Source organism: Marivita sp. (assembly GCF_051859345.1).
Classification (GTDB): domain Bacteria; phylum Pseudomonadota; class Alphaproteobacteria; order Rhodobacterales; family Rhodobacteraceae; genus Marivita.
The window spans coordinates 100,222-114,362 of sequence record NZ_JBHYFV010000001.1 but is presented as its reverse complement, the minus strand read 5'-3'; the positions used below and the strand labels follow the sequence as shown (position 1 = coordinate 114,362).

11 protein-coding genes are annotated in these 14,141 nt (G+C 60.0%); 5 read left to right on the top strand and 6 right to left on the bottom strand.

All coding sequences use genetic code 11. From position 1 onward, the window contains the following. Window positions 1-7: 7 nt before the first annotated feature. Both ACTIEN_RS00605 and ACTIEN_RS00600 read left to right on the top strand, forming a co-directional pair. Window positions 8-1,078 (top strand): ABC transporter permease, encoded by a 1,071-nt coding sequence (locus tag ACTIEN_RS00605; RefSeq protein WP_439521155.1) that lies wholly within the window; start codon window positions 8-10, stop codon window positions 1,076-1,078. Beyond that, on the top strand, window positions 1,075-1,950 hold the full coding sequence (locus ACTIEN_RS00600; RefSeq protein WP_439521154.1) for an ABC transporter permease: 876 nt from the start codon (window positions 1,075-1,077) through the stop codon (window positions 1,948-1,950). The genes ACTIEN_RS00605 and ACTIEN_RS00600 overlap by 4 nt, the downstream gene beginning before the upstream one ends. On the opposite strand, the gene ACTIEN_RS00595 is transcribed toward ACTIEN_RS00600, so the two are convergent. The 5 genes from ACTIEN_RS00595 to ACTIEN_RS00575 form a co-directional block, all read right to left on the bottom strand. After that, complete coding sequence (locus tag ACTIEN_RS00595) at window positions 1,947-4,478, bottom strand: trypsin-like peptidase domain-containing protein (RefSeq protein ID WP_439521153.1); 2,532 nt, start codon at window positions 4,476-4,478, stop codon at window positions 1,947-1,949. The genes ACTIEN_RS00600 and ACTIEN_RS00595 overlap by 4 nt on opposite strands. A gap of 70 nt (window positions 4,479-4,548) precedes the next feature. Beyond that, window positions 4,549-6,342, bottom strand: a complete 1,794-nt coding sequence (locus tag ACTIEN_RS00590; RefSeq protein ID WP_439521152.1) for a peroxidase family protein — start codon at window positions 6,340-6,342, stop codon at window positions 4,549-4,551. A 114-nt stretch (window positions 6,343-6,456) separates the two neighbouring features. Then, on the bottom strand, window positions 6,457-8,523 hold the full coding sequence (locus ACTIEN_RS00585; protein ID WP_439521151.1) for a S8 family serine peptidase: 2,067 nt from the start codon (window positions 8,521-8,523) through the stop codon (window positions 6,457-6,459). Between the two features lie 4 nt (window positions 8,524-8,527). After that, complete coding sequence (locus ACTIEN_RS00580) at window positions 8,528-9,637, bottom strand: phosphatase PAP2 family protein (RefSeq protein ID WP_439521150.1); 1,110 nt, start codon at window positions 9,635-9,637, stop codon at window positions 8,528-8,530. Window positions 9,638-9,662: 25 nt separating this feature from the next. Then, window positions 9,663-11,303 (bottom strand): hypothetical protein, encoded by a 1,641-nt coding sequence (locus ACTIEN_RS00575; RefSeq protein WP_439521149.1) that lies wholly within the window; start codon window positions 11,301-11,303, stop codon window positions 9,663-9,665. Between the two features lie 135 nt (window positions 11,304-11,438). Between ACTIEN_RS00575 and ACTIEN_RS00570 the strand changes: the two genes are divergently transcribed. After that, entirely contained in the window at window positions 11,439-11,630 is a 192-nt protein-coding gene (locus tag ACTIEN_RS00570; RefSeq protein ID WP_439521148.1) for a hypothetical protein, read from the top strand. Between the two features lie 72 nt (window positions 11,631-11,702). On the opposite strand, the gene ACTIEN_RS00565 is transcribed toward ACTIEN_RS00570, so the two are convergent. Continuing rightward, window positions 11,703-12,479, bottom strand: coding sequence for a transporter substrate-binding domain-containing protein (locus tag ACTIEN_RS00565; protein WP_439521147.1), 777 nt, complete (start codon window positions 12,477-12,479; stop codon window positions 11,703-11,705). 128 nt (window positions 12,480-12,607) lie between these two features. On the opposite strand from ACTIEN_RS00565, the gene ACTIEN_RS00560 reads away from it, so the two are divergent. Together ACTIEN_RS00560 and ACTIEN_RS00555 are read left to right on the top strand one after the other, a co-directional pair. After that, complete coding sequence (locus ACTIEN_RS00560) at window positions 12,608-13,348, top strand: amino acid ABC transporter ATP-binding protein (RefSeq protein WP_439521146.1); 741 nt, start codon at window positions 12,608-12,610, stop codon at window positions 13,346-13,348. A gap of 34 nt (window positions 13,349-13,382) precedes the next feature. After that, window positions 13,383-14,129, top strand: coding sequence for an amino acid ABC transporter permease (locus tag ACTIEN_RS00555; protein WP_439521332.1), 747 nt, complete (start codon window positions 13,383-13,385; stop codon window positions 14,127-14,129). Window positions 14,130-14,141: the final 12 nt, after the last annotated feature.

Sequence of the window (14,141 nt, the reverse complement as noted above, 5' to 3'; positions counted from 1 at the left end):
GGGCTGCATGAAAATACGACTGATCCGACGCGACGCGGCGTCCCGACTCGCCATGGTCACGGCGCCTGTTCTGGCGCTGGTGTTGACCTGTCTGGCCAGCCTGATCCTGTTTGCGGCACTTGGCAAACCGGCTGGAACGGCCCTTCATGCGTTGCTCCTGAAGCCCTTCCTGAGTTGGTACAGCTTTTCCGAGGTCTTGCTGAAGATGGCCCCGCTGTTGCTGATCGCCCAAGGGTTGGCCATCGGGTTTCGCGCCAACGTGTTCAACATCGGCGCCGAAGGCCAGTTCATCGTGGGCGCGCTTTGTGCATCCGCACTTCCGGTCTATTTCCCGGACGGGAATTTCCCGTTGATGCTGCCGGCGATGATCGCCTTCGGGGCGCTGGGGGGAACACTCTACGCGCTGATCGCGGCGGCCTTGCGCACGCGGTTCGGGGCGTCTGAAATCCTTGTCACGCTGATGTTGGCGCTCATCGCCGTGCAGATCCTGAACTACCTTCTGCTTGGCCCCTGGAAAGACCCGCGCGGCTTCAATTTTCCGCAATCGGTGATGTTCCCGGACAACGCGCTTCTGCCGATCCTGTTCGACGGCACGCGGACCAACATTTCCCTGATCTTCGCGCTGCTTGCGAGCGCCTTTGCCTATCTGATGATGCAGCACCATTTTCGCGGCTATCAGTTGCGCACAGCCGGGCTTGCCCCGCGCGCCGCGCTGTATGCGGGGTTTTCTGCGCCGCGAATGGTGTGGCTGGGGCTTGGCCTTGGCGGGTTGGCTGCCGGAATTGCCGGAGCAAGCGAGGTCGCCGGACCGTTGGGGCAGCTGCAACGGTCGGTCACGTCCGGTTACGGCTATGCGGCGATCATCGTCGCATATGTGGGCGGGTTGAACCCGCTTGGGATCATCGCGTCCAGCTTTCTGATTTCGGTGATCTATATCGGCGGTGACAGCGCGACGGTGTCCGCAGGATTGCCGGTGGCAGCGGTCGAAGTGTTTCAGGGGCTTCTCTTGTTCTTTTACATGATGACCTTCACGCTGATCCGCTTCCGCATCGAGATCGAGCGCAAGGTGGCGACATGAACGGTCTTGAATTCCTGCTTGCAGGAACGCTTGCCGCCGCGCTGCCGCTTCTGTTGGCGGCACTGGGCGAGATGGTTGTGGAAAAGACCGGCCTTTTGAATCTCGGGCTGGAAGGGATGATGGCGATTGGCGCTGCGATTGCGTTTATTTGCGTCTACCATACCGGGTCGCACGCCGTCGGGTTTCTGGCGGCGGCGGCGGTCAGCACGATAATCGCGATGCTGTTTGCCGTTCTCGTGATTGCCGTGCGCGCCAATCAGGTTGCCTCGGGGCTGGCCATCGGCGTTCTGGGGCTGGGCCTGTCGGCACTGTTTGGGAAATCCTATGAAAGTCTGACGATCAAGGGATTGCCCAGATTTGGCCTTCCGGGGCTGTCGGATATCCCGGTGATCGGCCCCACGTTGCTGACGCAGGACATCGTTGTCTGGTTGGCGATCATCGGGACAGGGGGGCTGTGGTTTCTGCTGAACCGGACCAAGATGGGCCTGATCATTGCAGCCGTCGGCGAAAACGCCGATGCAGCCCGGTCCATCGGGTATCCGGTTGTCCTGATCCGTCTGGCGGCTGTCGCTTTCGGCGGCGCGATGTGCGGGTTGGCCGGGGCCTATGCGTCGACCGTTTATACGCCGCTTTGGGCGGACGGCATGATTGCGGGGCGCGGCTGGATCGCATTGGCGCTGGTGGTGTTCGGCACATGGCAAACGGGTCGCGTCGCCTTTGGGGCGCTGTTGTTCGGCATCCTGTCCTTGGGCGAGCTGACAGCGCAGGCCGTGGGCGTCGGCCTGCCATCGCAACTGCTGTCGAGCCTGCCTTACATTGTGACGATTCTCATGCTGGTCGTGATCTCGCGCCGCAAGGCAGGGGCGGCTTAGGCGCGTCGCACAGGGGGGCCGAACGAGATGTCAAAACGCAAAGGAACGGTCAGGGACGTGATCTGATCGCTGTGATCGACCAGTGCTTGTTGAACGTGCTGCCTGTCATCAGCCGCGCTGCGCGCTTCGGTTGTTGGCCCGCGCAGGACAAAACCGCCGGTGTGAACAGCGTCCCGACCAAGCGCAAGGACATCTTCGACAAGCGCTGCTCCGGGTTTGCCCTGCTGCGAAAGATGATCTGCCACCGTCTTGAGATGCGCGACGATCCGCGAGACGCGAATGCCTTCGTTGGCGACCCATTTGATGGTCTTCATTTCCGGGTCGGCCGACGGGTTCCAGATGCCACCATCGACAGTGACATAGTGCCCGGTTTCGGTTTGGTCCGGCACACCTGAATGATGCAGGGCCACGACCTCCCACAGGTCGCTGAACACGGGGGATCCGGACGAACCGGGCTGCGTGTCGCCAGTGTAATGCGCAACGTGATCGCTGTCCAAGGGCAAGGCCGTCAGCAGGCTTTCGCGAAAGACCACCTGTTTGCGACCGGCAAGGGGATGTTGCACGATATTGACCGGCTGACCTTTGCGGATTTTGCCTTCTACCCCGATCAATGGCAGATGGCCGAATTCGGACAGGGGAACTCCATCGTCGCTTATCGGAGCGACCGCAACAATGGCCATGTCCAGATGCTCGTTGGCGTAGAACAACCGTTGAGGTTCAAGCGCAAAGTTATGTCCGGCCGTCTGGCGGCTGTCGATTTCCAGTTCATATCGAAACTGCACCGCAGCGCGGTTGGCGGCCAAATCGGATTGGAGCACATGGTGGTTGGTCATCAACACGCCCGGTGCGATCAGAAAACCGGTTCCGAACCCCTGACCGGACGCGCTCGACACAACGCGGCCAACCGCACGCGCCGCGACAAGCGCGCGTTTGATGAACATGACCGACAGGAATTCTTCGGCCTCGCCGATCACCCGTTCAAGGATCGCGGCGGTTGGTCCGCTTGGGGGAAGCTGTATGCGATCCGGACCGTCAAGCGCGTTCAAAGCGGTTTCAAGGTCACGGCTCAGCTTGCGACCCTGACCATTTGCGCTTGCCGCATCGACCATGGTCAACAGACGACGGGTATAGGCGTCGATCCGTTCCGGTGTTTCGGCATTCAGTGGCCGCGCCTCGAACTGAGACTGGATGACTGTCTTGCGCTCTGCGTCAGATGCCTTCCAGCGCAGGCTTGCTGCATCGACAACGGCCCGAGGATAGGCGCTTTGTTCGGACAGGGGCGCGTCCGAAATGACCGCGCCGACCGGCGGGGCGATGTCCGCCATACCCGACAGGAAGGGACCGGCGAAATCCGTTTCCGTTGTCGGTGGCGCAGAAGCCGTCGTCTCCAGCCGCAGGTCAGCCGTGGTCACGTCGGCCATCACGGTCTCAATCGCGCGCAGGCGTGGCGCGGTGTCCAGCGCGTGGGTCGCACCGGTGCCGATCAGGTCGATGGTTCCCGCAATCACATCCGAGCGGTTGCACAGCCAGCCATGTTTGCCCTCGCAATAATATCGCGACACGTCGCCCATTTCCGCCAGATCGCGGGGCACGGTGCCATCGCCATCCATCGACCGATGATAAATGTACCCACTGGCGCCTTTCGAAGCTCCGACGACAGTGTCCTCGCCGGTTCCGATGATCTGGTGAAACCGATCATCCGGTTGCGGCAGGTCAGCCGAACTCTGCTTGGCTGCGCGCAAGGCGGTGACGGTTGGGGGGACCGCTCCACCAGGCCAGAATGTCTTGGTAAAGTAGCCCTCGTCCGGGCGTTTGTCCGGTTGGGGCATCATCTCGATCAATCCCGGAAAGGCGCGCAGGTATTTCCCGACCAGAGTCTTGCGATCATGTGTCTGATCGGCAAGGCCAAGGGGGCCCAGCATGCCATGGCTCAGGTCAAATACCTGAACCGGTGCGTAAGAGCCGAAATTGGGTGTGCCGATCGTGACAATCCTGGAAATGAACGTCTTGTCGACATCCTCGGCCGCCATCTGCCGCGCCACAAGACCACCCATCGAATGGCAGACAAGGGTCACATCGCTCAGACCGCGGGTGCGAATGCGGTCAATCAACATCTTGCCCGTCACCGCTGGGGACTGCCGCCAGTCGAAGGGCATGAATTCGGGGTCATTCCCCGCCAGTCGAAGGCGCAGTTTCATCCGCAGATAAGGCGCGAGGATCGTCCCCGTGGCGGCAACGCTTGCCCCCCATCTGAGCTTGGCAATCCCACCCGTGATCAGGTCCGACGGATGGACCCAGACCAGATCGGCCTGCCCGTCTTGGATCGCGCTGAGGCGAGAGCCCATGATTCCGGGCAGGATAAAGACCTTTCTGCGCCGGGCCTCAAGGGGTGTCGCATCCTGCGCCACCTCTTTGGCGAGGTGAGACAGTTCGTCGTAAAGCGCATCGCCGAATTCAGCGCGGAGCGTGTCCTGGTGTTCGCCCGTGCGCAAAAAGGTTTCGACCTGAAAATCATCAAAGGGCAACATGGCGTGTTCCTGTCAGGCTGAGGGGAATTGGGGTGGCCGGTCCCCGGGAGGAAAGGACCGGCCGGGGCGGTCAGGAGAGGACCGCCGCAAAGCGCATCCATCGCTCGATCGAGTCGATGGAATCGCCATCTGGTGTCCGCAGCGGGCTTTGCTCTGGCGTGAATTCCCGCGACAGGGCCGAGTCAGCGTCGTCCATCAAAGCGCCAATGAATGTGCTGGCAACGATCCAGCTTCCCATCTCGCCCAGTCCCGGACCGGGTGTGCCTTCTGCTTCGGCAAGGCAGTAGAACCAGAGGGGAGTCGCGCTGTTGAGGGCGTGACCCTCCAGAAAGCTCGACAATTCAGGTTTGTTGTCGAGCCACGCGCGGACATCGTTTTGCGGGCCACTTGTCACTGCGCCGATGTCTTGCAGATGGGCATGCAGGGCTTGCCCGTTGGGCATGCGCAGGCTTTTGCCCCGGCGCAGGTTGCGGCGGGCAAGATTGCGGAACAACGCACGCAGGGCTGCTCCATCCGGCGTGGCAGCATCGAAATCGCCCCCTTCGTTCGCCATATCGCCAAGGGGGGGCGCGATGACCGTGTCCACGGCTCGGGCCACACGCTGCGGTCCACCATCGGCAAAGCTGTTATCCGCGGTCACAAAACGCGACCAGTCGATCACCCAGTTCTTGGGGATGCTGTTGATGTTCAGACCAAACCGCGCACCGATGCCCCCGCCGCCGGTGAAGGCGAAAACCTGATCAAACGGAGCCGTCCCATTCGGGCGTCCAAACGTACGGTTGTAGTCGTAGATATTGCGCACCATCGAATGGCCAAAGCGATAGGCCGCGACCGAAAATTCCAGCGGAATGCAGTTGCCCACCACACGTCCCGGATTGCGTGTGGCATAGTCGGAGCGGAACGCATCGTAATGCGCATTGCGGGTCAGCAGGATGCGGTCAACAACGGTCTGGCTGCACATGCTTTTCAGGAAGCCATGCACGACAAGCCACTGGTAGTGCAGCTTGGTCAAAGACTTCGCGGAGTCGAAATCTGCGATCCAGCCGGTGTCATTCTCGGTCAGAAAGTCGACGACCTTGTTGTGAAACCGCAGAACGCTGAGGTGGAACTGCGCGATGATGATGTTCTCGTCATTACGCATGTCTCCGATCAGTGCCCGCTTGGGCAGGCCCGCTTCGAACTTGGCAAAAGCCTCGGTCGACATTTGGGCCTGCGCAATGCTGAGTGCGGCATCGCGGACTTTCTGTTCGACCTGGTGATAGCGCGGCAAGTCGCGATGTGGGTCAAGCGTGTCATCGGGCAGGGGACCGGGTTCAACCGCCGTTCCGACGCGCATCTTTGCCGTATGCACCGGGTGGCGCATGCCGGTCCGCAAGACCGACGCTGCATGCTGCTGGGCGGGGTCGGCGAATGTGCCGACTGGCAGGCCGCCATAGACCGAGTCCAGATCAAACCGGGGTGTACGGGCGTTCTTGAGCTTGCGTTCGATGTCTTGCGCTGATGCCTTGGGGGTCGGGTCATCAATCGCGGTCATGTCGCTTTCACGGTCGGTGCGGGCGGTGAGTTCGTGATCAAGAAACTGACCCCAATAGGTCATGACAGGTGGCAGACCACCGTCCGGCGAGGCGTCAATGGTGTCAAAATCAGGCACCATCAGGTCGCCCAACTGATCAAGATCGGCCAAGGGCACATCGGGAAGATAGTTGCCGGCATCGCCACTCGGCGGCAGCAGATAGCCAAAATCGGCGGCCTCATCCACGGCGATATCGCCATCCGCCGGGCGCAGCGCCTCCAGGGTATGGGGTTTGTTGGTGGGTGCGCGTTTCGCCTGCGCCCCACCGTGTGATTGCATTTGGAACGTCATCGTCTTCACTCCGAGGGCTCGTGCGCGGCGCTGGGCAAGACGGCCGCTTGACACGAGACAGAAGGTAAAGACGTGGTTGACGTAGGGTGAGTGAGTACGCTGTGAGCGCGGATTTCACGCCCCGAGGAAGCGCTGTTTCCTGGGTTGTTTCAGGACTTCACCGCAGACTGGTGGACTGCGGAAATGTCCCGTTCTCGCAAGGGTTTGCGCGGCAGGAGCGGTCTTGGTGTAAAGTTCCTCGAATCCGTCTCGCGTTGGCTTTCCGGACAGAAAGTTCAACGCGATCAGCCGTGTCGCGGTGGCTGCGGCTGCGCTGGTGCCAATGATCCGCGCACCGGACCCTGACAGAACACCGATGGAGGGCAGGCCGGGACGGAACCAGCCCTGATCAGCTGTGGCTGTTGCAGCGGGCAGATTGGCGTCAACAGTTGCCGTTCCTTCCCCATCAACAGCGATGGACGCGCTGCCGCTGTACCCGGACGGTTTGGATGTGGACTGAACGTATCCGGCAACGCGAAACACGGATTGCGCCGTTCCGATGCCATTGAGGCATCCGTAGCCGCGCACAGCCGTAAGCGCTGGTGGTTCAAGGACGCGCGGTGGGGCTGGTCTGGTGAGATCGACAAGAAAGCTTTGCTGGCCCCCGGTGCCAAGCTGTGTCGGGTCGTCGTCCCGCTGCACCCAGACATCAATGTGCTGTCCGTCGCTGAGAGGATCGTTCGCCGTCTCAATCGAGAGGGTCCACAGACCCACAGGCGCGCGCCGTCCCGCCCCAAGATTGCCCGCCGCCGGGATCATCGCCAGCATCACCCGCCAGCGGTCGCCCAAATGCTTGTCTGCCGAAAGCTGACCAATGTTCTTGCCGCCCATCTCAAGTTCGACAAACCGGCGCGGATCACCGCCATCCAGTTCCGGATCCGGCGAGATGGACAGGGTCTGGCGCACATCCTCTGGAATTCCCGGCGGTGGTGTCACTGTTACAGTCCACCCTTGCGGGTCAATCCCAGGCGGCAGCCAGATTTCCAGGTAGCTGGACGTGCGGTCATCGGGTTTCAGGTGCCAACCAAAGCTGAATGCCCCGTCTGATGCATCATGGGACGCGAACCGGGCATGCATGTCGTTGGCAAAGTTGTTACCTGTCGGCATGACCAGTTCCGTGTTGGGCTGCACCGCGCGGCGTTGGGTGATCAGGTCTTGCACAGCGCGTTCAAAGCTTGATTTTCCATCATGGCGGTTTGCGCTCCAGCCGTAGCTGAAGTTGATGACCAGCGGGATTTCGTCGTCGTCAAAGGCTTGGGCGATCATCCGTGCACGGTGGAAGATGTACTCGATCGCGCTGAGCATCATCATTTCCTTGCCGAACCCGGACGTGTCCCAAGCGATGGTATTGGGAAGCTGCACCGCGATGATCGCGGCATCGTCGGGCAGGTCTTCGGCCCCGACATAGGGATCGTTTCCTGCTGCAATGCCGGAAATATGCGCACCGTGTGTCGCGTGATGCATCAGCACGGTATCGACCTCGGGCAGGTCGCGGTCCACGGCCTGCGCGGCCTGATAGGCGCGCATTTCCTGCGCGCCATGCTCTGCGCGCAACTGATCGATCTGTGTGGCCGTGATCTCACGTCCAAACGGGACCGCCGCCGCAGTGTCTGCGCGGGCCGATTGCAGCCAGCACAGGGTGATCCTTGTGTCCCCGGCGCTGTCCCGAAAGGCCCGATGCATAAAGGGAAGCCCGTCGTCGATCACACCGATGATAACGCGTGGCTTGGTCTTGGGACGGGTCCAGCCGGTTGGCTTGGCGTCCTTGTTGTAGGTCGCAGGCCATGTGGCGGGATCAACCGGCATGTTGAGCCGGTAACGTGAGCCGTTCAGCGCATTCAGGCACCGCGCCAGTTCGGCGTCTTCATTTTCAGCAGGATCGTCTGGATCGACGGCCTTGTTCCACATGGCGAAGGGCGTCACGTGGGGGTGTTTGGACCAAAGCGGCGGGATGCGGATGTCGATATCGTCGGTATCGGCCAGCATTCCGTCCCCTTCCATCAGCGCGGTGATATGCGTCGAGGGACCGTTTCGGATCGCTGGAAAGGCAAAGGGTCGGCCCAGTTCCCTGGAAAAGATCCAGCGTTCGTAAGGGCCGGTATACTTGTCGATCTGTTCGTCGTCATGGCGATGCGGAAACATGATCTCAGGCCTTCTGCGCTTCGCGGACCGCGCCGTCCCAAAGCCACGAAAAGGTCGGCTTGGAATCGAGCGTGACAGTGTCGCCCGCTGGTGTCAGACCTTTTTCAGGCGCAATCTCTGGATCGCGTTGGTCTTCGTCAAAGAAATCGTGATCGCTGGGTCTGTAATCCATCGGCTGGATCGCCGTGCCTGCACCCGCCCGACCAAGCACGACCTGACCCACGATGCGGCCCAGAGCGGACCCGGCCCAACTGTCGATGGGATAGTGGACGCCTGCCACAGTGCGATTGACCGCGATCCGTTCCGCCAGTCCGCGCAGCGCCTTGATCCGCTGTGTGCCGTCCGACAGGCTTGCCCATTCGGTGATCAGAGCTTCGAGAACTGTCAGAACGGCATAGGCTTCGGTTGCATGCGCCGACGGAAAGCTGCCATGGCCGGGCGTTGGGATCATCGGCATCAGGCGCGCGTCCAACTGGTCGGGCCGACGGATGGCAAGGTGGTTCTTCACGATCATCGCAGTGTGCGCTGCAGCGACCTGGGTTGCGGTGATCAGTTCAAAGGTTTTCTTGTTCTGTGCGCTGTGCAGGCCAAGGATCATGGCGAAATAGGGTGTCGGAAACCCAAGTTGCGATGTGATTTCCGCGCTGCGTTCCGCACGCAGGGTGGCATAGTCCGAAACCAGACGGCATTGGCTGCGCAGCAAATCAGTTCCCGGTCTCTGAAGCGTCAGGCAGGTCTGGCCATCAAAGGATAAGGTCACCTTGTCCGGCGCGCCGCCGGTTCCGGCCATCGCGTCAGAGCTGATGCCCGCAAGATATTCGCTGACATATAGCGATCCGCGCACCCATGTGGCCAGACCGCTCAGGTTCGAGGGATCGGAAAAGCCCAGTTCCTCGTTTGTTGGCGTGTCGCCGTCTTCGGTCAGGTGGCGCAAGCCCTCGGCGGTGGTCTGCAAGCCATGTGTCGTCGCCGGATCATAACCGCCGGGATCCTCGCTTCCCAGAAATCCGCCGAGACCGGTGAAGTTGGTTCCGCCACCAAAGCCGCCGAACCCTCCAAATCCACCGAACCCTCCGAAACCGCCAAACCCTCCGAATCCACCGTATTGTGACATGATTTACTATCCTTTTCTGAATGGCTTATGAAACGCCCGCCGCTGACAGCGCGTCTATGACAAGCTTGCCGGTCTTGCTGCCTGCGGACGGATGTGTTTTGCGGTAGTCGTCAAGGCTGAAATAGGGAAAGCGCCGAAGCATGTCGCGCGCCGTCTGACGCGCCTCCTCGCCCCGGTCGAGGGCGTGCAGCGCCGCGATCCGAGTGCGCAGGGTCGAGATGTGGCGGTCATTGGATTCAATCGACTTGTCCGCCAGTGCCAGCGCTTTTTCGTATTCCCCTCCGGCCAGATGAGCCGAACTTGCCAGACTGTCGAAATAATACCCGAACGGATCAATCGGAGAGAGGTCGCGCGCCATCGTGGTGGCGCGTATGGCCGATTGCCCTTCATCCCGAAACGCCATCAGCGATCCGCGCAGCAGCCACGACAGGCTTTCGCTTGGATTGATGTCCTGCGCGGCGGAATACCTGCGTTCGGCCACATCCATGTTCTTGAGGATGTTGCCATTCACAAAGCCGTCGATGGTCAGGCCAAAGCTGGATTGTGGATCAAGATCCAGCGCGCGCGAGGTGCAATCCAGCGCCTTTTGCGTGTCGCCCTGACGGTCGGTGCTGTAATTCTTGAAGATGCTCAGAACATACCATTTGCCCAACCATGCAAAGACATGTGGATTCGCGGGCGCACGGGCTGCGGCCTCATCCAGGAATTGCCGGGCGCGCAGGAAATCCCCAAGCTTGGGATGGTGCATCGCGGTGGCCCCGGCGATCAGCAGCTTGTGATCGGGCAGGTCGGGCAAAGGGGTTTGTCGACCGGCATGCAGCGTTGTTTCGGCAATCGAGCGGCCAACTGTCTGCACCACGTTCACCAGCCATGCGGACGCTTCTTGCGAAAAATGTCCGATGGAACAGGACAGATGCCGGTTCCACAAAAGAGTGCCGGTCTGGACATCGGTGAAATCGACATCCGCGATCAGCATATCGCCCTGACGCCGCATCGCCCCGGTCATCACATAATCCACATCCAGCGTGTCGCGGACATTGATGATGTCGATGAACCGTTGTGACATCGCGCGCCCTGACAGGTGCGAAATGACCGAAAGCAGGCTCGAGCGCGACATCATCCGGCTGGTCTCTTCCGCGATCCAGTCCCCGGCAATCGCCAGTTCTGTGTCCCCCGGTGGAACCGTCAGGGGCAGGGCACAGACGCGCGGCCTGATCCGGGTGGGACCGCGCTTGTTGGATATGAAGCACAGCGATTTGACGGCGCTGGGATCACCGCGAATGGCGTCGCGCCACGCGACAAAGGAAGGTTCCAGCACGTTCAGGTCATACAGGAACGGCCCATCCGAGGGATGGCCAATCACCTTGACCCGAGACATGTCAATCTCGACTTCCTTGTTGGTGACGGTCAGGATCTTGTCAAAATCATCGCCGATCTTCTTGCGCAGATCAGACAGTGCACGCCGCAGGTTCTGGTGTCCGCTTTCGTAATCGGCAAAGCCCCATAGCGTTTCCTGCAAAAAGCTGCGGGACCGACGGTTCAGAGGGGCGGTGACCAGAAGGGCAAACAGGGCCCTGTGCTTGGCACCGGTGATTTCGCCTGCGGGCGCATCCACGCGCCGCAGCACACAAGACCCGAACAAGGAAATTTCCAGCCCTGCGGCCACACTTGCCTCCTGCATTACGTAGGGGGATGCTAGCTTTGGTTTGCGCAGGAACCAAGCAGTTCACACTTAATTCACATCGGCGCGGGAGACTCCTTTGCTAACTTCCATTTAAAGCAAAGGAAAAAGGACCGATTCATGTCCAACAAACAAGCGCCTTTGGCGATCACCGATGCCGTGGATTTCTATAGACAATGGCCGACTCTACGACAGCGCGCAGAGCGTTTGATCGAAACGAAAGAGGTCACTGATGGGGATGCCGAATTATTGCACTGGATGATCAAGATGGTCGACATGGTTGGACCGCAAGACATTCCGCAGGAAGGTTAGATTGGTGGGAAGGTGGGCACAAAAAAACCGGCCCAAATGACCAGTTTTCCTGTGTGTCGGGGTCTGATTGGGTCACAGCCCCCATTTCGCGGCAGTGGTTTCAAAGAAGCCTTGCGCTTTCTTGAGCTCGATCCAGCTGTTCACATAGTTGATCCAGACCTGATCGTCCTGCGGCATCAGCATCGCGATCGGCGTCGGGGCACGGGGCGCGTCGATTTCGATCTGGCGCAGGTTGGGGAATTTGGTCAGAAGCGTCGCACCTTCGATGTTCGAGGTCACAAAGACGTCCGCGCGACCGGACAGCACCTCCTGAAAGCCGCGCGCAGGGGCTTCGACGACGGTGATTTCGGCATCGGGGAACCACTCGCGCACCATGCCCTCAAAGCTGGTTCCAAGGGTGGTGGCCACCTTCACGTTGCTCGCGTTGATCGACTCCCACCCCGAGAAACCGTCAACCTTGTCGTCGGTCGTGAACGGCAGAATCTCGACCGCGATATAGCTGTCCGAAAAACCTGCGGCCTTCATCCGTGCCGGGCTGATCGAGGCAGAACCGGTCATGTGATAGTTTCCGGCCACAACGCCGTTGACCAATGTCTTCCAGTCGGTTGGCACAAATTCAAGCTCGACTCCGAGATCGGCAGCCAGTTGGGTCATGACGTCGATGTCGTAGCCCTTGAACGTGTTGGACGCGGGGTCGCGCACCGTCATCGGGTTCCAGTCGCCGGTTGTCCCGACTTTCAGAACGCCCTGGCTCAGGATGTCCTGAAGGGCGGATTGCGCAGATGCAGGCGCTGCGAGGACAGAAGCGGCAAAAGCTGCCGCCAATCCAAGTGATTTCAGAAAACGCATGGTATTTCCCTTTTCGGATATATCTTGGTGAGGTTACATAGTGTGAAAGCTCCGACAGCCATCTTGACACGCTGAAATATCTGCGCGCGCGCTATCTTACGAGCACCAATGATGGATCGGGGTTATGGATGAGCGCGAAGCGCGTCATAAAAATCAGTTCTTTGAACAAATCGTTCGGGGATTTCCAGGTCCTGACCAATGTCGACCTGGATGTCAGTCTGGGCGAGCGTATCGTCATTTGCGGACCTTCGGGATCGGGTAAATCCACCTTAATCAGATGTGTCAACGGATTGGAACAATATGATTCCGGCAGCATCGTGGTGGACGGTATTTCTTTGACCGAACCGGGAGCCGTCGAACGCGTGCGCTCTGAAGTCGGAATGGTGTTCCAGCAGTTCAATCTGTTCCCTCACCTGACGGTGTTGGAAAACCTGACATTGGGGCCGATGAAGGCCCGCGGCCTGTCGCGCAAAGACGCAGAGGCGCTTGGGATGGACTATCTTGAGCGGGTGCGTATCCCGGAACAGGCGCGCAAACGCCCACGCGATCTGTCCGGGGGGCAGCAGCAGCGCGTCGCGATTGCGCGATCGCTGTGCATGAAGCCCAAGATCATGCTGTTTGATGAACCGACATCCGCGCTTGACCCGGAGATGATTTCCGAAGTGCTCGACGTGATGGTCGAGTTGGCCGAAGATGGAATGACCATGTTGGTGGTTACCCACGAGATGGGGTTTGCCCGCAAGGTTGCGGATCGGATGGTGTTCATGGATGGCGGCGAGATTGTTGAAACCGGCACGCCGTCCGCCGTGTTCGAAGCGCCCAAATCCGAGCGGTTCCGCAATTTCCTGAACAAGATCCTGCATCATTGAGGCCTTGAACATGAGACCTTCGATCAAAGTCTGGATGCTTTTGGGTGCCGTTCTATTGGTGGCCGGGTGTGGCAACGGCGGCAACTGGGGCTGGTATGTAATCGACCCAAGCACCCCGCAGGGTGAGACCAACGTCAAATTCCTGATTGGCGGGTTCTGGGCGACGATCCAGCTGTCCTTGATTGCCGCAGCGCTGTCGATGACACTTGGTCTTATGGTGGCGCTGCCGGGCATGTCGTCGAACCGGTGGATCAGGCTGCCGTCGCGTGTCTATATCGAATTCGTGCGGGCGATCCCCTTGTTGCCGATGCTGTTCTGGGTGTTTTACGGTCTGCCGGTTGTCATGCGCTCGATGGGTCTTCCGGTGACGATTGACGCCTTCTGGGGTGCGGTGATCACGCTTGCCATTTCCGACAGCGCCTTCACGGCCGAGATTTACCGATCCGGAATCCAGTCCATTCCAAAAGGTCAGACCGAAGCGGCGCGGACCGTTGGGCTGACCTATGGACAAACCATGCGCTACGTCGTGCTGCCACAGGCGATCCGGCGGATTCTTCCGCCACTGGCGAACCAGTTCATTTACATCGTAAAGATGTCGGCCTTTGCGTCGGTCATCGGCATGCAAGAGCTGACGCGGCGGGCCAATGAGTTGGTGGTGACAGAGTACCGGCCACTTGAAATCTATACGCTTCTCATCCTCGAATACCTTGTTCTGGTTCTGATCATCAGTTTCTTCGTGCGGTGGCTGGAGCGGAAAATGGGTGCGGATGAAAGCCGCTAGAAAAGGAGAGGC

What these genes read in the sequence shown, in the direction of transcription:
- ACTIEN_RS00595 (WP_439521153.1), bottom strand. Translation starts at nt 4,478, where the DNA reads ATGTTGCCCTTTGATGATTTTCAGGTCGAAACCTTTTTGCGCACGGGC.
- ACTIEN_RS00580 (WP_439521150.1), bottom strand. Translation starts at nt 9,637, where the DNA reads ATGTCACAATACGGTGGATTCGGAGGGTTTGGCGGTTTCGGAGGGTTC.
- ACTIEN_RS00560 (WP_439521146.1), top strand. Translation starts at nt 12,608, where the DNA reads ATGAGCGCGAAGCGCGTCATAAAAATCAGTTCTTTGAACAAATCGTTC.
- ACTIEN_RS00600 (WP_439521154.1), top strand. Translation starts at nt 1,075, where the DNA reads ATGAACGGTCTTGAATTCCTGCTTGCAGGAACGCTTGCCGCCGCGCTG.
- ACTIEN_RS00585 (WP_439521151.1), bottom strand. Translation starts at nt 8,523, where the DNA reads ATGTTTCCGCATCGCCATGACGACGAACAGATCGACAAGTATACCGGC.
- ACTIEN_RS00570 (WP_439521148.1), top strand. Translation starts at nt 11,439, where the DNA reads ATGTCCAACAAACAAGCGCCTTTGGCGATCACCGATGCCGTGGATTTC.
- ACTIEN_RS00605 (WP_439521155.1), top strand. Translation starts at nt 8, where the DNA reads ATGAAAATACGACTGATCCGACGCGACGCGGCGTCCCGACTCGCCATG.
- ACTIEN_RS00555 (WP_439521332.1), top strand. Translation starts at nt 13,383, where the DNA reads ATGCTTTTGGGTGCCGTTCTATTGGTGGCCGGGTGTGGCAACGGCGGC.
- ACTIEN_RS00590 (WP_439521152.1), bottom strand. Translation starts at nt 6,342, where the DNA reads ATGACGTTCCAAATGCAATCACACGGTGGGGCGCAGGCGAAACGCGCA.
- ACTIEN_RS00565 (WP_439521147.1), bottom strand. Translation starts at nt 12,479, where the DNA reads ATGCGTTTTCTGAAATCACTTGGATTGGCGGCAGCTTTTGCCGCTTCT.